This window comes from Comamonas testosteroni (assembly GCF_000761245.1).
Taxonomy (GTDB): domain Bacteria; phylum Pseudomonadota; class Gammaproteobacteria; order Burkholderiales; family Burkholderiaceae_C; genus Comamonas; species Comamonas testosteroni_C.
Map to the genome: position 1 here is coordinate 12,275 of NZ_AWOR01000052.1, position 18,363 is coordinate 30,637.

The window sequence follows — 18,363 nt, forward strand, 5'->3', positions numbered from 1 at the left end:
ATCTGGCTGAAAACAGTCCTGCCCCTCGCAGATGTGACCGGCAGCAATCGCTGCATCGCTGACATAGTCCTGCGAGGCTCGAACGGCCGCAGTGGGTCGATCGCAGGTCCTCGCAACGACTGCTAACCGGCATGCAAACTTGCGGCCAAACTTCGTCCAGATTGCCCAGTGTCGAGTGACCGCTCCCGCCGAGAGCAGACGCTAGCTAGTGATCTTGCTAGCGAACGGAATGGGTCGCGGCCTGCCTCTGGAGGCGGCCTAAAGCTGCCGTTGAATTGACTTTTTCCATGTCTCTGCATTGGCCCGCAAGATCCTGTGCTTGTAAGCTAAAAAGGACATCGCTATGGCAGAGCTTCAAGCGCTGAATGCCGATGGACTGATGTCCGTAGACTCCCTTTTTTGGGGCAGGAGCCCCAAATCCCATTGCCTCAGTAGTCAGAGTGCCAGTGCTTCGACCGGTTTGGTCGTATAGCCAATCATTCCCCTGGGGACATACGTACCCTCACTTTGATCTTGGTACTCATGGGCCTTTGCACGGGGATTGTAGAACTGCTTGTACCAGATTCGCGCCTTGTGAAAAGCGCCATCGCTTGGAATAAATAGTGGGTTCAGGCATGGAGCTTTTTGAGTCCACACCTCGAAATCCTGAGAAAACGCAGCCAAGCTGGTTGCCTGATATTCCTTGGCAAGCATTTGGTCCGAAATAGTAGGCTCGCCACCATGCTCAGTACGCACCAAAAGGTTGTGCCACACCTTAATTTTTCCGTCCTCTACGGGGGTGTGCATGATCATCATGAAAGAGCTAAACATGCCGCTGACCTTGGCGGCCAGGATGCCTGGACCATGATATGAGGTATCTGTGTGCATCAACTCATCGGTGGCAGTCGCACCAGTGAATCGACGATGGCCGCATGCTTGGCGCTGCATTGCGTGATGACCCTTGAATTCGTTCTCGAATTGCTGAACATATGACCCGTGAATTGGGCTGAGGTGTCCATAGTCAGCAATGTTGTCAACGACCTCTTGTGGATGCTGATTAAGCTCCCCCAACACATCCCATTCACCATTAACAATGGATGGATCATCCCACTCTGAAAAAACTGGCAAATCGTAATCAGGGCCTTTGCCTTCAGGGTCATGCCAGACCCAAATAGCTCCATATTTTTCTTCTACGATCCAGCTTTTGACAGCCGCTGCTGTTGGGATGCTGCCTTCGTGGTACGGGATCTCATTGCATTTCCCGTCTGCTCCAAATCGCCATCCATGATAGGGGCATCTGATGCTGTCACCTTCCACATTGCTCCCACCTCCATCAATCACCACGTAGCTTGTTGTGTTGGGGGCACCCAGGTGGGTTTTCATGTGGGGGCAGTACGCATCAAGTAGCACTATCTTGCCCGTACTGCGACCACGATACAGGGCGAAGTCTTGACCAAAGTAACGTAGCGCCAAGGGCTTGCTTGAGTTGACTGACTTGGAATCAGCCACCATAAACCATCCACGAGGATAGGTGAATTCACCGAGGCGATAGTCATTTGAGGTAGCCATTTTGTCTCCTTTATTTATCGAATGGATATTCCAATCAAGAACGTATCTGCATATAATTTATATTACTCAGTTTGATATGCTCTTGACTAATATCCGATCCGGAATTTAAAAGAGGGAATTGAAGATGTCTATGTGTAATTTTGCACTTCATGTTTATTTTTGCACTATGCCATGATGAAATGGGATGATTTGAGGATTTATTTGTATGCCGCTGAGGCCGGGACTTATGCTAAAGCATCTCAGTTTCTTCAGCTTGATAGAACAACTGTCTCACGACGGATAGAAATTTTAGAAAAACACTTTAAATTTAAATTGTTTTTTGTAAAAGACAATCATCTTTTTCCAACTGCAGAGGGCGCAAAAATTCTTCACTATGCATCACTTATCAGAAATTCAATCGCTGAAATGAATAGAGATATTTTTGATGAAAATAGTGAAGTCACAGAGAGAATTAAGCTTGCGATATCTAAGGGGCTCGGCTCTGTTTTTACAGAGCAAATTATGCTTTTTAACGAATCCAATCCTAAAATAGAGTTGGAGATTATTACATCCAATAATCCTGAGAAGGCCGTTGCAGAAAAGTTTTGTGATATTGGGCTAATGGAGCATTATTCAGAGCCTAAAACAGTTGATTCAAATTTTATTTGCAATTTCAAAGCGAATTTTTACTTTGGTATTAAATCAAAAATTAATACTCAAGAAATGCCTGTTCTATATTGGCACAATAATCCCCCAAGTGAATTTATTGAGTGGATAAATTGCCACTTTTCATCTCAGTCGAGATATGGCAGTTATGTCAGTGATATTGACAATATTAAAAATATTGGACGAAATGGAAATGTTATTGTTCCATTGTGGTCAAAAATAGGGGAAAATGAAAATGAACTTAAATGCTATTCAGAAGAATCAATACATCACGTACCCATTTGGATTATTCAGTCAAAATTACTACCATTGACTGCAGGGCAAAGAGCTTTAAAGAACCATTTCCTAAAATATATTTCTTTGCTTAATTAAATATAATTCAGATGGCTGCTCTGGGTCGAAAGCACCAGTTCGATGCAGACAAAAAAGGGCACCTGGAATTCGTGACAGACCGGTGACCGCTTTGAGCTTTAGAGCAGACCTCCATGGCAGTCGCGCTCCAATGACTGCTTTGGGCATTGGCCGTCATGGGCATCTTTGAGTGGAGCGACTGCAGACAGCCTCGGGGGTGTTCTCAGATTCATTCACGGGGGTTATCACGCTTGCGCTGCACTCGCGAACCCAACCCATTGAATCTTCAATAGAAAAAGCGCTCACAACGAGCGCTTTTTCTATTAGGGAAAGGGAGTTGACGACTTTGATGCCGCGCCCCCTCCATGGAAAGCCGCATGGATGCCAGGCCGATGTTTACGACTTTAGTTTCCAGTTGACGACTTTGATTACCCAGAACAACAGCTGATGATCAGTTCACGGCAGCGCCGGACTCATACCAGGTCTTGATCAGGTTGCGCTCGTCCTCAGACAGTGCGCCAGGATTGCCGAAAGGCATTTTCTTCAGCTGCACCACCTGTTGGTAGATCTGCTGGGCGTGCGACTTCACAGCTTCGGGGGAGTCCAGACGGACAGCCTTTTGCTGGATGGCAGTGCCGTGGCACACCACGCAGTGCTGCTGGAAGATCGCGTTGACCTTGGCGAAGCCTTCGCCACCAGCGGCTGCCGGTGCTGCGGCTGCCGGTGCTGCGGCTGCCGATGCAGTGGCGGCGCCTTCGGCAGCGGGAGCTGCAGGAGCAGCAGTCGCGGCTGGAGCAGGAGCGGCAGGCGCTGCAGCAGCAGGAGCGGTTGCAGCCACAGGAGCAGGCTTGAGCCAGACAAACACGGCCAGCAGAGCAGCCACGCCGACAGCAGCGTAAGGCCAGGGGTGGCTGTTGCGACCGAGCTTGTAGCCATGGCGCATCACGAAGAACTGGCGAATGGCAGCGCCGGCAAACATCATGCCGATCAGCACCAGCCAGTTCAGCTTGTGGCTGTACAACCAGCCATAGTGGTTGGAGAGCATGGCGAACAGCACGGGCAGCGTGAAATACGTGTTGTGCACGCTGCGCTGCTTGGCACGTTGGCCGTGACGTGGGTCCACGGGCTCGCCGGCCTTCAGGGATGCCACCACCTTGCGCTGGCCAGGGATGATCCAGAAGAACACGTTGGCGCTCATGGACGTCGCGATCATCGCACCCATCAGCAGGAAGGCGGCCTGGCCGGGGAAGATGTGGCAGGCCAGGTAGGCGGCGATACACACCAGAACCAGAACCATGGCACCGACGGTGGCGTCGCCATTCTTCTTCTGGCCGAAGGTGCGGCAGATGAAGTCATACAGCAGCCAGAAAACCACCAGGAAGCCCAGAGCCGAAGCCACGGCGACGCCGGTGCTCATGGCATTGGGGTCGCCGGGAGTGACCAGATAGATATTGGCGTTCCAGAGATAGGAGACCGTCAGCAGGGCAAAACCGGACAGCCACGTGGTGTAGCTTTCCCAGTAGAACCAGTGCAGGTGATCCGGCATCTTGGGAGGGGACACATTGAACTTCACGGGGTGGTAGAAACCGCCACCGTGCACAGCCCAGAGTTCGCCGTTAACGCCCTGCTTTTTCAGGTCGTCATCCACGGGCGGCGTCAAGCTGCTGTCCAGGAACACAAAGTAGAAGGAGGAACCGACCCAGGCGATCGCGGTAATGACGTGGAGCCACCGCAATAGCAGGCCGGCCCAGTCGAGAATGTAGCTTTCCATAGCTCTCAACCTTGGCAGCGTGGGGCTGCCTAACAACCTGCTCACCACTGCGGGCGCTCTGAGCAGAAGAAAAGGCCGCGCTCCCGGACGTTACACACGGGGCACCGCTGCGACCATTCTGTCGACCGAAAGTGTATGCAATTTTTGCTGCCACAACTCTCGAATCAGGGATAAACCACCCTAGAGATTTCCCTAATACAAGAGCGATATGCAAGGATCGGGCCTGATTTTCAGGGCATGCGACCTGCATGTTTGCGGCGACATGCACCAGATCAGGTGCATTCGTTGCACCATCAGCTCGCAGAAAAGCGCTGCAAAAGCTGTGCTGCCACCGCCACAGCGATCACCTCGGGCTCCTTGCCGGTAATGCCCGGCACGCCGATCGGGCAGGTGATATGGGCCAACTCTGCATCGCTGAACCCTCGACTGCGCAAGCGGCTGCTGAAACTGGCCCATTTGGTCTTGCTGCCGATCAACCCCACAAAAGGCAGATCGCCTCGCTCGCGCTGGCGCAGCAGACATTGCGCCACCACCTCAAGGTCTTCGGCATGGCTGAAGCTCATGATGAGCACCTGCGACTGCGGCGGCAGCTGTGCCACCGCAGCCTGCACCGGATCGGAATGCTCGCACTGCACCCCTATCTGCTCCTGCACGGGAAAGACTGCATCACGGCTGTCGACCCAGACCACGCGGTACGGCAAGCTGCGCAAAATGCGCACCAGCGCATGCCCCACATGGCCCGCGCCGAACAAGGCCACACATTGCGACGGCTCGGGCATCAAGGCCCGCAGACGTTGAGCATCGCGGGCGTCAAACCATGCAAAGTGCAGCTCCAGCGCACCGCCGCAGCATTGGCCCAGACTGGGGCCAAGCGCATACCGCTGGATATGCTCGCGCAAGGCTGCGGGGTCTGCTTCCCACTGCGCCAGCAACTGGCGCGCCTGGGCAATGGCCTGCCACTCCAGGTGACCACCGCCGATCGTCCCCATCACCTCATCGGCAAACACAGCCATCCAGGCCCCCTCCTCACGGGGCACGGAGCCACGAGTGGCCTGTACCTGCACCCAGCACAGCGGCTGCTGCGCCAGACGGTTCAAGATTTCTTGCTGTGTTTCACTCCACATGACTGAACGCCGATTGCTTTGATGACCGATGTTCATGCATTTTGCGAGTCGCAATAGACAGACAAACGTATGAGCACATTAATCGGATGCATATCCGAACCGGATTTGACGAGTCGTTGCAGATTTTTCACGGGCAGGCGTCGGAATTGTGCCCCCAGGCAACTGCCTCCATCCATTTGCGGCTACGCTTGGCGTCATGTCTGAAACCCACGACCCCACCCGCGCCACACCAGCCCGCCGCCCCCTGAACTGGCTGCGGACCGGGATGATGGCTGCCGTTGCAGCGGTGCTGACCGCCTGCCAGATCGCACCTCAAAGCCCGTCCATCGGCACGACGCCTGCCGACAAGGCCAGCCCCGCCTATCGCAAGCAGGCTGCCCAGCATCTGTATGAACGCAACTCCGGCCGCATCTACCAGGGCATGCTGCCGCCTATGCTGTATGCGATCGGCGTGCTCCAGGTTCAACTCGACGGCCAGGGCCGCGTGAAAAACCTGCACTGGATGCGCAAGCCAAGCCATGCCCCCGAAGTGGTGGCCGAGATCGAGCGAGCCGTGCGCTCCGCTGCCCCCTTCCCTGCCGCGGGCCGCAGCGTGACCTATACCGACACCTGGCTGTGGGACAAGTCGGGACGCTTCCAGCTCGACACTCTGACCGAAGGTCAGCTGGGCCAGTAAACCAGTAAAAGCGCACAGCGATGCAGCCCGCAGCTGCATCGGACAACAAAAAACCGGCCAAGGCCGGTTTTTTGTTGTGACAAGCCAGGCGAGGCGAGGCTTATTCGACCACTTTGGTGATCTTCGTGCCCTGCAGCGACACGCCCGCTTCCAGGCCCGCATTGGTCAGCACATAGCTGGTGACCGGAGCCTGGGCGGTCGTGGTGTCCACACTGCCGTTGGCACCGATCCGGCCGGCAGCCACGGTGGCATCAGCCCCCACGGACCAGCCGTCGCTCTTGAGGAACTTGTCCAGCGCTTCCTGTGTGTTGAACACATAGATCACAGCCTTGGACTGACCACCAGCCTGCCATCCGATAGAGGCCGCTGTCGTGCTGTAGAAGCCTCGGTTTTGACCGCCCACGCGCAGCACGCCGCGGCCATGCTCGACCCCCACCACAAAGCTGCCGCCAATCACCGACGGGAAGATCAGCACACCCTTGGCGCGTTGCACCATTTCCTTGGATCCTGGTGCGGTCTGGTACAGGCGCTCCAGAGCTGCATTGGCACGGGTATTGACCGTTGTGGAATCGGAACGGGGAGCCGATGCCGTCTCGGGCTTGGTCGTGGTGCAGGCCGTCATGGTCAAGGCACCGGCAGCCAGTGCAGCAGCCATCGCAACAGAACGCAGAGAAATTTGACGCATACCTATATCCTTTCATGGGATGAATGTGTAGACACATTTCAGAGGTAGAAGGTCCTGCAGTCCGACATTGAGTCGCTTTTGCACATCCCCCCGATGCAAAGCTGTCAGAAACAGGGTTGGCACGATGCTAGTGCGCAGCGTTGCCGATAAAACTCAGCGGTAACAGCTTGCGCCATTGGCCTACAGAAGGCAAGGGCAGGTGTCGAAAAAGACCTACAACATGAACACAAGACAACACTTGGCCTCATCCATAGGCAATCAGACGAATTGTCTGAAACAGGCGCTAGCATTGTTGATATAAGCATCGCGCGGACGACAGGAAATTCATGAAGTTCTGGAATTACTTTCACCATCCCAAGGCAGCTCTGGTGCTGCTGCGTGTCACCCTGGCCTTGCTCGTGCTGCTGCACGGCTGGGCCAAGATTCGTTATGGCATAGGCAGTATCGAGGCGAAGATCGAGAGTCTGGGTGCACCGGGATTTCTGGCCTATGCGGTCTACCTGGGCGAAGTGGTCGCGCCCTTGCTTTTGCTGGTGGGTCTGTGGGTGGTACCCGCCGCACTGGTGATTGCGGTGAATATGGTGGTGGCATTTGCGCTGATGCACACCCGGCAGATTCTGATGCTCAACAACACCGGCGGCTGGGCGCTGGAGTTGCAGGCCTTTTATTTCGTGAGCGCCCTGGTCGTGGCCATGGCTTATTCCAAGGGCAAATAAGTCTTTAAAAACAGGAGCGGCTTGCGCCTGTCATCTCTGAGTTTCAATGCCTTTTAATGCTGAAACCAAGAAATGACGTGCGCAAGCCGCTCTTGTTTTTGCCATGTCTCCCTTGTCGAGAGACTCACGTCCCGCTCAGGAGCCGCGATAAGTGGAGTAGCTCCAGGGGCTGACCAGCAAAGGCACGTGGTAGTGCTGCTCCACATTGGCCACGCCGAAGTCCAGGCTCACCTTGTTCAGAAAGCTGGGCTCGGGCAGTTGCACGCCACGGGCCTTGAAGTAGGCCGCAACGTCAAAAGTCAGGCGGTAGGTGCCGACCTTGAGCGTGTTGTTGTCGAACAGCGGCGCATCGGTGCGGCCGTCATGATTGAGCACCAGGCTCTTGATCAGCGTGGCCTTGTCGCCTTCAGTGGAAAACAGCTCGACGGCCATGCCTGCGGCAGGGCAGCCATTCATGGTGTCGAGAACGTGGGTGCTCAGGCCCATGGAAATCTCCTCACAGGCAGTTTGCCACTGCCCTTGGTTGTATCAAACACACGACTTACGCAAAACGGGTTCAGGCCGGACGGCTGCCTCAGAAGGCAGGTCGTTGTTGCATTCCTGTTTTCGTAAGCCCTGAAACATCTATGCCATCACAAAGCCTGCGCGCGCGTGAGCACAGCGCTTTGATCGCTAAAGTGTATACAGTTTCTGTACTCCATCAAAGGCTTTTCTGCCTTGACTTTCAGGCACATAGCCAGCTTTGCCCGGTTGGCTTCTTCATCAGCCTCTATACACTGGCCCGATTCACCAAGCGAACAGGAGACAACGCATGCAATTGCGCACCACCGCCCTGGCAGCCAGCCTGCTCATCGCTCTGGCCGGCCTGAGCGCCTGCAGCAGCACGGCCACGCTAGAGCCCGCCAGCAACGAACGCGCGGCCATCGGTCACGATGCCACTGCTCAGGCTGCAGCGCCTGCCGTCACCCAGACCGCCGCTGCCCAGGCAGCCGCTGCCGCCTATGACTTCGAGCTGGATGTCTTTCACCCCGTCATCGCCAAGAACGGCATGGTGGCCTCGGAGCAGGAGCTGGCCACGCAGATCGGCGTGGATATTCTCAAGGCCGGCGGCAATGCCGTCGATGCCGCCGTGGCCGTGGGTTTTGCACTGGCCGTGGCCTTGCCCAATGCCGGCAATATCGGCGGCGGCGGCTTCATGATGGTGCACGACGCCAGCAGCGGCAAGGACATTGCGCTGGACTTCCGCGAAGTGGCGCCCAGGGGCGCGTCGCGCAATATGTATCTGGATGCCAGCGGCAAGGTCATCGACGGCAAATCGCTCTTCACCCACTACGCCGTGGGTGTGCCCGGCACCGTGGCAGGCATGACGCACGCGCTTTCGCGCTGGGGCAGCATGCCGCTGGCCAGGGTCATGGCTCCGGCGATTGCGCTGGCGGACAAGGGCTATCCCGTCAGCGTCACCCTGGCCAAGACTCTGGATCAGGAAAAAAAGAACATGGGCCGCTGGCCCGCCACCCAGGCCGTTTTCTGGAGGAACGGCGTGCCGCTGCAAACCGGCCAGAGGCTGGTGCAAAAGGATCTGGCGCAGTCCCTGCGCCTGATCAGCCAGCAAGGTGCCAAGGCCTTCTACGAGGGCGCGATCGCGCAGAAGATCGTGGCGGAGATGGCGCCGCACGCCAATGCACTCAGCTTGCAGGACCTGCGTGACTACAAGGTGGCAGAGCGCGAGCCCGTGCGCGGCAGCTATCGCGGCTACCAGATCGTGACCATGCCCCCGCCCTCTTCGGGCGGCGCGCACCTGATTCAGATCCTGAACATGATGGAGCGCTGGCCCATGAATCAATGGGGGGCCGACAGCGCGCAAAGCGTGCACTACATGACCGAGGCCATGAAGCTCGCCTATGCCGACCGCTCCGAGTATCTGGGCGACCCGGACTTCGTGAAGATTCCGCTCAAGGGGCTGATCTCCAAGAGCTATGCCAGCGAGCTGGCCGCCAGCATCAAGCCCCAGCAGGCCAGGCCCGCCAAGGACATCCGGCCCGGCAGGCCCCAGCCTTATGAAAGCGACCAGACCACCCATTACTCCGTGGTGGACAAGGCCGGCAACGCGGTGGCCGTGACCTATACGCTGAACACCAATTTCGGCAGCGGCATCGTCGCCAAGGGCACGGGGATTTTGCTCAACAACGAGATGGACGACTTCTCGGCCAAGCCCGGTGTGGCCAACGCCTATGGTCTGGTGGGCGGCGATGCGAATGCCGTGCAGGCCGGCAAGCGGCCGCTGTCGTCGATGACGCCGACCCTGGTACTCAAGGACGGCAAGCCGGTTCTGGTCACCGGCAGTCCGGGCGGAGCGCGCATCATCACCACGGTGCTGCAGCAAGTCGTCAACCACATCGACTTCGGCATGAACCCGGCCGAAGCGGCTGCCACGCCGCGCTTTCACCACCAGTGGACGCCTGACGAGTTGCGTGTTGAAAAAGGCTTCAGCCCCGATACGCTGGCCCTGCTCAGGCAATGGGGCCACAAGGTGGCACTGAAGGCATCCATGGGTCGCACGCAGACCATCGAGATCCGCGACGGCCTGCTGCGCGGCGCTTCGGATCCGCGCAACCCCGACGGAAAAACCATGGGGTACTGACGCTGAACAAAAAAAGCCGCGCTCCCCCGAGCGCGGCTTTTACTTGAGGCGGCTGCTGGCCGTACGCGTGGCCAGTGGCCGCCCTCCCCACCTCTCTTTATTCAGCCTTCTGACCGATTTCGAAGTTGGCCTGGATTTCCAGGGCACGCACCATGCCCGAGTGATCCCAGCCAGCGCCTCCGTGGGCCACGCAGCTGTTGAACAGTTCTTGAGCCTGAGCCGTGTTGGGCAGGGACACGCCCAGCTGACGAGCGCTGGACAGAGCCAGGTTCAGGTCCTTCTGGTGCAGGGCAATACGGAAGCCGGGATCGAAGGTGCGCTTGATCATGCGTTCGGCATGCACTTCCAGGATCTTGGAAGAGGCAAAGCCGCCCAGCAGGGCTTCACGCACGCGGGCTGGATCGGCACCGGCGCGCGATGCGAACAGCAGGGCTTCGGCCACGGCTTCGATGTTCAGAGCCACGATGATCTGGTTGGCCACCTTGGCGGTCTGGCCGTCGCCGTTGCCGCCCACCAGGGTGATGTTCTTGCCCATCTTGTCGAACAGGGGCTTGACGCGCTCGAAGGCTGCATCGGGGCCGCCGACCATGATGGACAGGGTGCCGTTCTTGGCGCCGACTTCGCCGCCGGAGACGGGAGCGTCCAGGTACTGGGCGCCAGCGGCTTCGATGCGCTTGGCGAAGTCCTTGGTGGCCACGGGCGAGATGGAGGACATGTCGACCACGATCTTGCCGGAGCTGCCCTTGAGGCCGGCTGCCACGCCGTCTTCACCGAACAGCACCTTCTCCACGTCGGGAGTGTCGGGCACCATGATGAAGATGATGTCGGCACGCTCGGCCACACCGCGAGCGGTGGTGCACTGGGTGGCGCTGGTTTCGGCGATGTTGGCAGGCACCTTGCCCACGGTGTTGACGAACAGCTGGTGGCCGGCTGCAATCAGGTGGCCGCACATGGGCGCGCCCATGATGCCCAGACCGATAAAGCCCAGCTTGAGAGACGATGCGTTCATGGTTGTACTCCTCAGTTTTCTTGATACTTAAATTCGATGGCCGATGGCGCTTTGCCAGCAGGCGCCACAGGCCTTTTCATCCATTCAGGCAGCCACTGCGACCTTGCTCCAGCCGCCGATCTTCTGCAGCCAGCCCAGGCCGGACTCGGTGCCGTTGGCGGGCTTGTATTCGCAGCCGATCCAGCCGTCGTAGCCGATGCGATCCAGGTGTGCGAACAGGAAGGGGTAGTTGATCTCGCCCGTGCCCGGTTCGTTGCGACCAGGGTTGTCAGCCAGCTGGATGTGGCCGATGCGGCCCAGCTGCTTTTGCATGGTGGCGGCCAGCTCGCCCTCCACGCGCTGTGCGTGGTAGATGTCGTACTGCACGAAGGCGTTGGGCGCACCCACTTCGTCCAGGATGGACAGCGCTTCATCCGTGCGGTTCAGGTAGAAGCCGGGGATGTCGAAGGGGTTGATCGGCTCGATCAGCAGGCGGATGTTGGCGGCGCTCAGGGCGGAGGCAGCAAAGCGCAGGTTTTCCACGAAGGTGCGGCGCACCACGGCAGCGTCGACGCCGGCAGGAACCTTGCCGGCCAGGCAGTTGAGCTGGGGCACACCCAAGGCGTGGGCATAGGTCACGGCCTTGGCCACGCCAGCGCGGAATTCGTCCACGCGCTTGGGGTCGCAGGCAATGCCGCGCTCGCCTGCGTCCCAGTCGCCAGCGGGCAGGTTGTGCAGAACAATCTTCAGGCCGGTGGCGTCCAGGCGCTCCTTGATCTCTTCCACGGTATGAGCGTATGGGAAGAGGAACTCCACGGCTTCAAAGCCTGCGTTTGCGGCACGCTCAAAACGCTCGAGGAAAGGCACCTCGGTGAACAACATGCTCAGGTTGGCTGCAAAACGGGGCATGATAAAAGTCTCCGGTAATCGTTAATAGTTGCAGGCGCTAGACGCCAAGCAAGGGCCTAAGCCGGCCGCACCGCCCCGAAGCGAAGGCGTCGTCCCCCTCCCGCGCAGAGAGGGGGAAGCGGCAAAGCCGCTCAGGGGGAGTTTTCCTATCAGTCCAGCAGGGCCAGTGCGCTGGGCGCGTCGGCCTTTTCGGTCGCCAGGTCCTCGAACTCGACCACGTTGTCGATTTCGGCGCCCATGGAGATGTTGGTCACACGCTCCAGGATGCACTCGATCACCACAGGGGTCTTGTGCTCGGCCATCCAGGCTTCGGCCTGCTGCATGGCGGGGGCAAAGTCTTCGGCGCGATGAACACGGATGGCCTTGCAACCCAGGCCTTCAACGACCTTAACATGGTCAACACCGTAGCCACGGGTCGCATCACCCTCATCCATGTTGATATTGTCGAACGCCAATTGCACGCAATAGTCGATCGAGAAAGCGCGCTGTGCCTGACGGATCAGACCCAGGTAGCTGTTGTTCACCAGCACGTGAACATAGGGCAGCTTGAACTGCGCGCCCACGGCCAGCTCTTCGATCATGAACTGGAAGTCGTAGTCGCCGGACAGCGCCACGATCTTGCGCTGGGGATCGGCCACGCGCACGCCCAGGGCGGCTGGAGTTGTCCAGCCCAGAGGGCCGGCCTGGCCGCAGTTGATCCAGTTGCGGGGCTTGTACACGTGCAGGAACTGGGCACCGGCGATCTGCGACAGACCGATGGTGGACACATAGGTGGTGTCGCGGTCCAGCGTGTTGTTCATGCACTGGTAGACGCGCTGAGGCTTCATCGGCACGTTGTCGAAGTTGGTCTTGCGCAGGTACTCGACGCTGTTCTTGCGACCCTGGCACTCGGCCACCCAGGCCTTGCGGCACTTGAGCTTGCCGGCAGCCTTCCACTCCTTGGCCACGGCAACGAATTGCTCCAGAGCCGCCTTGGCGTCGGAGACGATGCCGTAGTCGGGCGCGAACACGCGGCCGATCTGCGTGGGCTCGATGTCCACGTGGATGAACTTGCGGCCCTTGGTGTAGACCTCGACCGAACCGGTGTGGCGGTTGGCCCAGCGGTTGCCGATGCCGAACACGAAGTCCGAAGCCAGCATGTTGGCATTGCCGTAGCGGTGGCTGGTTTGCAGACCGCACATGCCGACCATCAGGGGGTGATCGTCAGGGATGGTGCCCCAGCCCATCAGGGTGGGGATCACGGGCACGTTCAGGATCTCGGCCAGCTCGACCATCAGATCGGAGGCATCGGCGTTGATCACACCGCCGCCGGAGACCAGCAGGGGACGCTCGGATTCGTTGAGCATCTCGATGGCCTTCTCGGCCTGCTTGCGCGAAGCAGCTGGCTTGTAGGCAGGCAGGGGCTCGTAGGTGTCGATGTCGAATTCGATCTCGGCCAGTTGCACGTCGATGGGCAGATCGATCAGCACGGGGCCGGGACGGCCGGAGCGCATCAGGTGGAAAGCCTGCTGGAAGGCGCGGGGCACCTGGGCGGGCTCCAGCACGGTGGTGGCCCACTTGGTCACGGACTTGGCGATGGAGGCGATGTCCACGGCCTGGAAGTCTTCCTTGTGCAGACGCGAGCGAGGTGCCTGGCCGGTGATGCACAGGATTGGGATGGAGTCGGCGCTGGCCGAGTACAGGCCGGTGATCATGTCGGTGCCGGCGGGGCCGCTGGTGCCGATACACACACCGATATTGCCTGCCACCGCACGGGTGTAGCCTTCGGCCATGTGGCTGGCGCCTTCGACGTGACGGGCCAGGATGTGGCCGATGCCACCGTGGTCCTTCAGCGCTGCGTACAGCGGATTGATGGCGGCACCGGGAACGCCGAATGCAACGCTAACACCTTCTTTTTCGAGCACGCGGACTGCGGCTTCGATTGCTTTCATTTTGGCCATGAGGTCTCCTTCAAACTGAAATGAACTTTAGTCAAGACCCTTGCTTGCCGGAAGCCGCTTGCAGACCATAAAATTTATTCCACCCAAGAATAAATAGGAGATGAACCCATGGACAGACTCGACGCGATGCACATGTTTGTGCGCGTGGTGGAGACCGGCAGTTTCACCAAGGTCGCACAGGAATTCGCCACCACCCAGCCCACCGTCACCAAGCAGGTCGCGGCCATGGAGGCGCGCCTCAAGGTGCGCCTGCTCAACCGCAACACGCGCGGCGTGAGCCTGACCGAAGCCGGCGCGCTGTACTACGAAAAATGCAAGATCATCGTCAGCGACGTGGCCGAGGCGGAGAACGTGGTCAAGGTGCGCCAGACCCAGGTACAGGGTCAGCTGCGCATCGGCAGCTCGGTGGCGTTCGGGCGCCGGGTGCTGATTCCGCTGGCCATGGACTTCATGAAGCACAACCCGCAGGTGCAGGTCGATCTGAGCTTCGAGGACCGCTACACCGATCTGGTGGCCAACGGCATCGACGTGGCACTGCGCCTGGGCAAGCTGGCCGACTCCTCGCTGGGCGCGCGCATGCTGGGCGTCAATCCCTGGGTGCTGGTGGCCTCCAACACCTATCTGCGCAAGCACGGCACGCCGCGCCGCCCCTCGGACCTCAAGGAGCATTCCACGCTGATCTACAGCAGCGTGCAGGGCAACGATATCTGGCGCCTGCGCAATGCCAGCGGCGAGCCTGTGTCGATTCCCGTCACCGGGCGGCTGCGCTCCAACAATCTCTCGGCCCTGCTGGCCGCGGCCCGCTCGCACATGGGCATTGCGGCCCTGCCGCGCTACGTGGCCCAGGACTCGCTCAAGGACGGCCGCGTGGTGGAAGTGCTCAAGACCTGCCGCCTGCCCGAGCAGGAAATCCACGCCGTCTACCCCTCGCCGCGCCTGGTGCCGCAGAAGGTGCAGTCCTTCATCGCCTTCCTTCAGGGCAAGTTCGACGATGCCTGGTGGGAGGATCTGCCGCGCGGCGGGTGATTCCATATTGATTCTGCAAAAGAATCAATCCCTGCACGACGCTATCAAAAGCAAAGCAGCCACCATCCATTGGGCGGTAACTTCAGCATCAATATAGTCTTAAATCATTGATGATCAAGCGCAAGCTGCTATCAATGTAGAGAATCAGAGCACCAGGATGGCGCGGAAGTCGTTGACATTGGTGTGCGTGGGACCGGTGATCACCAGATCGCCCAGTGCCGAGAAATAGCCATAGGCATCGTTGCGGTCCAGGTGATCGCTGATGCGCAGATTCAGCTCTGCCGCGCGCTTGAGCGTGCAGGGCGAGACACGGGCTCCCGCGTTGTCCTCGACACCATCGATACCGTCGGTATCGGCGGCCAGCGCCCAGACCTTTTCCTGGCCCTGCAGGGCCTGTGCCAGACCCAGGCAGAACTCGCCGGCACGGCCGCCGCGCCCCTTGGCAGCGCCGGGTTGGCGCGGGCGGATGGTCACCGTGGTCTCGCCCCCCGAGAGAATCACGCAGGGCCTGGCAAAGGGCTGGTCATGCCTGGCCACGGCACGCGCCAGCGCCGCATGGACCTTGCCCACCTCGCGCGACTCGCCTTCCATCTCGTCGGACAGCACATGCACGGCAATGCCTGCTGCACGGGCCTCCGCCGCCGCCGCTTCCAGCGACTGCTGGGGCGTGGCGATCAGATGCACCTCATGGCCTTCGAAGCGGGCATCGCCGGGCTTGGGCGTCTCCAGCTCGCCAGCTTGCAGCGCAGCGCGCACGGGCTCGGGAATGCCGATCTGGTAGCGGTCCAGGATGGCCAGCGCGTCGGCACAGGTCGACGCGTCCGGCACCGTGGGCCCGCTGGCGATCACCGAAGGATCGTCGCCGGGCACATCGCTGATGGTCAGCGTCACCACCTTGGCGGGATAGCAGGCAGCGGCCAGACGTCCTCCCTTGATGCGCGAGAGGTGCTTGCGCACGCAGTTCATCTCGCCAATCGCCGCGCCGCTCTCCAGCAGCGCCTTGTTGATGCGCTGCTTCTCGGCCAGGTCGATGCCTTCGGCGGGCAGCGTCAGCAAGGAGGAGCCGCCGCCGGAGATCAGGCAGATCACCAGATCGTCGGCCGTCAGGCCCTCGGTCAGCGCCAGAATGCGCTCGGCCGCAGCCAGACCGGCCGCGTCCGGCACGGGGTGGGCAGCTTCCACCACCTCCAGGCGCTGGGCCAGCCCTTCGGGGCGTGGGGGAATATGCGCATAGCGCGTCACCACCAGGCCCGACAGCGGAGCATCCTGCGGCCACAGAGCTTCCAGCGCCTGCGCCATGGAGCCGCCGGCCTTGCCTGCGCCCAGCACCAGCGTGCGGCCCTTGGGCGGCTTGGGCAGATGACGCGCCAGACCCTCGATGGGCAGGGCATTGCGCACCGCCACGTCATACAGATGACGCAGAAAGCCAGCCGGGTCTTGCTGGGGAACAGGCGTTGCCGCGGCCTGCGCGCGCGAGGATGTATTCTGTGCTTGCATAGCTGCGCATTGTGCATTCGGGCTTTTTTCCCTTACAGAGGGCCCCCAGTCACAACACTGCTGATCTTTGCAATACCAATGTTGCAAGCCCTTGCCCCCATTGGGTTTGCGCGCTTGCGCACAGCTTTCTGCGCCTGAACATCGATACAAACACCATGTTTGGTGAACAGAAACTGTATACAAAACTTGTCTTCAACCGCTATGATGGATTTATGGAAACTTCCACCACCAGTTTCATTGTCGAAAGCCTGACCAAGGCCATCGTCGAGCATCGCCTGATGCCCGGCACCAAGCTGGCCGAGCAAAAGCTGGCCGACCACTTTGGAGTTTCCCGCACCCTGGTGCGCCAGGCCCTGTTCCAGCTTTCGCAAAACCGTCTCATCCGGCTCGAGCCCGCCCGCGGCGCCTTTGTGGCCACGCCTTCGGTGGACGAGGCGCGCCAGGTGTTTGCCGTGCGCCGCATGCTCGAGGCCGAGATGGTGCGCAGCTTTGTCAAGCAAAGCAGCGCCGCCAAGATTCGCGCCCTCAAGCAGCATGTGGCTGCCGAGAAGAAGGCCATGGAAGCCAATGACGTGGGCCAGCGCACCGAGCTGCTGGGCGACTTCCACGTGCGCATGGCCGAGCTCATGGGCAACGAGGTGCTGGCGCAACTGCTGGGCGAGCTGATTTCCCGCTGCGCATTGATCACCCTGATGTACCAGTCTGCATCGGCGGCCGAGCATTCGCACGAAGAACATGCCGACATCGTGACCGCGCTGGCCGCGGGCGATGCCGAACATGCGGTGCAGCTGATGCAGCTGCACCTGGACCACGTGGAAGCAGGCCTGACCTTCGACCGCGATTTGCCAACGAACGATTTGTCGATGGCACTTTCTTCCGTATCCCTATGACTTACGATTCCACCGCCTCCTATCCACGCGACCTGATTGGCTACGGCCGCAACACGCCCCATCCCGAATGGCCCGGCAAAGCCCGCGTGGCCGTTCAGTTCGTGCTGAACTATGAAGAAGGCGGTGAGAACCATATCCTGCATGGCGACCCCGGCAGCGAGCAGTTTCTGTCGGAGATGTTCAATCCCGCCAGCTACCCGGCCCGTCACATGAGCATGGACGGCATCTATGAATACGGCTCGCGCGCCGGCGTGTGGCGCATTCTCAAGGAGTTCGAGAAGCGCGGCCTGCCGCTGACCGTGTTCGGCGTGGCCACGGCGCTGCAAAAGCATCGCGAGCTGGCCCAGGCCTTTGACGAGCTCGGTCACGAAGTGGCCTGCCACGGCCTGAAGTGGATTCACTACCAGAACGTGCCCGAGGAGATCGAGCGCGCCCACATGCAGCAATGCGTGGACATCTTTGAAGAGCTGTACGGTCACGACGGCGACCACGGCCTGGGCTGGTACACCGGCCGCGACAGCCCCAATAGCCACCGCATCGTGGCCGACGCCGGTCGCTTTACCTACGACAGCGATTACTACGGCGACGACCTGCCCTTCTGGATGAAGGTTGGCAAGAGCGACGGCACGACGCACAACCAGCTCATCGTTCCCTACACGCTTGACGTCAACGACATGCGCTTTGCCCTGCCCCAGGGTTACTCGCATGCCGATCCGTTCTTCCAGTACATGAAGGACACATTCGATGTCCTGTACGCCGAAGGCAATGCCAGCGGCGACAACGCCCCCAAGATGATGAGCATCGGCATGCACTGCCGACTGCTGGGCCGCCCCGGCCGGATTACAGCGCTGCAGCGCTTCCTCGACCACATCCAGAAGCACGACAACGTGTGGGTGTGCCGCCGTATTGATTTGGCTCGTCACTGGGCCGAGCGTTTCCCTTGCAAGGATTGATTG

General features: G+C 59.6%; 16 protein-coding genes. 7 read left to right on the forward strand and 9 right to left on the reverse strand.

What is annotated here, in order from left to right:
- Positions 1–435: 435 nt before the first annotated feature.
- A complete protein-coding gene (locus tag P353_RS15520) occupies positions 436–1,548 on the reverse strand; it encodes a Rieske 2Fe-2S domain-containing protein (protein ID WP_034371254.1) in 1,113 nt (370 codons plus the stop codon).
- A 171-nt stretch (positions 1,549–1,719) separates the two neighbouring features.
- On the opposite strand from P353_RS15520, the gene P353_RS28215 reads away from it, so the two are divergent.
- Positions 1,720–2,565 carry a LysR family transcriptional regulator gene (locus P353_RS28215; RefSeq protein ID WP_080750565.1) on the forward strand — a complete coding sequence of 282 codons (846 nt, stop codon included), beginning with the start codon at positions 1,720–1,722 and terminating at the stop codon, positions 2,563–2,565.
- A 430-nt stretch (positions 2,566–2,995) separates the two neighbouring features.
- Here the strand turns inward: P353_RS28215 and P353_RS15525 are convergent, their stop codons facing one another.
- Positions 2,996–4,315, reverse strand: coding sequence for a urate hydroxylase PuuD (locus P353_RS15525; RefSeq protein WP_034371257.1), 1,320 nt, complete (start codon positions 4,313–4,315; stop codon positions 2,996–2,998).
- Between the two features lie 293 nt (positions 4,316–4,608).
- Positions 4,609–5,439, reverse strand: coding sequence for a xanthine dehydrogenase accessory protein XdhC (gene xdhC / locus P353_RS15530; RefSeq protein WP_034371260.1), 831 nt, complete (start codon positions 5,437–5,439; stop codon positions 4,609–4,611).
- A gap of 265 nt (positions 5,440–5,704) precedes the next feature.
- Between xdhC and P353_RS15535 the strand changes: the two genes are divergently transcribed.
- Positions 5,705–6,115: a hypothetical protein gene (locus tag P353_RS15535; protein WP_198529082.1), complete on the forward strand. Its 411-nt coding sequence runs from the start codon at positions 5,705–5,707 to the stop codon at positions 6,113–6,115.
- Positions 6,116–6,215: 100 nt separating this feature from the next.
- On the opposite strand, the gene P353_RS15540 is transcribed toward P353_RS15535, so the two are convergent.
- Entirely contained in the window at positions 6,216–6,800 is a 585-nt protein-coding gene (locus P353_RS15540; RefSeq protein WP_034371265.1) for a YSC84-related protein, read from the reverse strand.
- Between the two features lie 326 nt (positions 6,801–7,126).
- Between P353_RS15540 and P353_RS15545 the strand changes: the two genes are divergently transcribed.
- Positions 7,127–7,516, forward strand: coding sequence for a DoxX family protein (locus P353_RS15545; protein ID WP_034371268.1), 390 nt, complete (start codon positions 7,127–7,129; stop codon positions 7,514–7,516).
- Positions 7,517–7,651: 135 nt separating this feature from the next.
- On the opposite strand, the gene uraH is transcribed toward P353_RS15545, so the two are convergent.
- Positions 7,652–8,002, reverse strand: a complete 351-nt coding sequence (gene uraH, locus P353_RS15550) for a hydroxyisourate hydrolase (RefSeq protein WP_003070903.1) — start codon at positions 8,000–8,002, stop codon at positions 7,652–7,654.
- 325 nt (positions 8,003–8,327) lie between these two features.
- Here uraH and ggt point away from each other — a divergent pair, with 325 nt between their 5' ends.
- On the forward strand, positions 8,328–10,157 hold the full coding sequence (gene ggt, locus P353_RS15555; RefSeq protein WP_034371271.1) for a gamma-glutamyltransferase: 1,830 nt from the start codon (positions 8,328–8,330) through the stop codon (positions 10,155–10,157).
- A gap of 97 nt (positions 10,158–10,254) precedes the next feature.
- On the opposite strand, the gene glxR is transcribed toward ggt, so the two are convergent.
- From glxR to gcl, 3 genes are all read right to left on the reverse strand, one after another.
- Entirely contained in the window at positions 10,255–11,166 is a 912-nt protein-coding gene (gene glxR, locus P353_RS15560; RefSeq protein WP_003073277.1) for a 2-hydroxy-3-oxopropionate reductase, read from the reverse strand.
- Between the two features lie 84 nt (positions 11,167–11,250).
- Complete coding sequence (gene hyi / locus P353_RS15565; RefSeq protein WP_034371273.1) at positions 11,251–12,054, reverse strand: hydroxypyruvate isomerase; 804 nt, start codon at positions 12,052–12,054, stop codon at positions 11,251–11,253.
- A 149-nt stretch (positions 12,055–12,203) separates the two neighbouring features.
- Positions 12,204–13,994, reverse strand: coding sequence for a glyoxylate carboligase (gene gcl, locus P353_RS15570; RefSeq protein ID WP_034371276.1), 1,791 nt, complete (start codon positions 13,992–13,994; stop codon positions 12,204–12,206).
- A gap of 108 nt (positions 13,995–14,102) precedes the next feature.
- Between gcl and P353_RS15575 the strand changes: the two genes are divergently transcribed.
- The gene (locus tag P353_RS15575; RefSeq protein WP_003052436.1) at positions 14,103–15,020 is read left to right on the forward strand and encodes a LysR family transcriptional regulator; all 918 of its coding nucleotides are present in this window, start codon (positions 14,103–14,105) and stop codon (positions 15,018–15,020) included.
- A 144-nt stretch (positions 15,021–15,164) separates the two neighbouring features.
- Here P353_RS15575 and P353_RS15580 read toward each other — a convergent pair whose 3' ends face one another.
- Positions 15,165–16,517 carry a glycerate kinase type-2 family protein gene (locus P353_RS15580; protein WP_034371279.1) on the reverse strand — a complete coding sequence of 451 codons (1,353 nt, stop codon included), beginning with the start codon at positions 16,515–16,517 and terminating at the stop codon, positions 15,165–15,167.
- Between the two features lie 212 nt (positions 16,518–16,729).
- Here P353_RS15580 and P353_RS15585 point away from each other — a divergent pair, with 212 nt between their 5' ends.
- Positions 16,730–17,407, forward strand: a complete 678-nt coding sequence (locus P353_RS15585; RefSeq protein ID WP_019043607.1) for a GntR family transcriptional regulator — start codon at positions 16,730–16,732, stop codon at positions 17,405–17,407.
- On the forward strand, positions 17,404–18,360 hold the full coding sequence (puuE, locus tag P353_RS15590; RefSeq protein ID WP_034371282.1) for an allantoinase PuuE: 957 nt from the start codon (positions 17,404–17,406) through the stop codon (positions 18,358–18,360). Before P353_RS15585 ends, puuE begins: the two co-directional genes overlap by 4 nt.
- Positions 18,361–18,363: the final 3 nt, after the last annotated feature.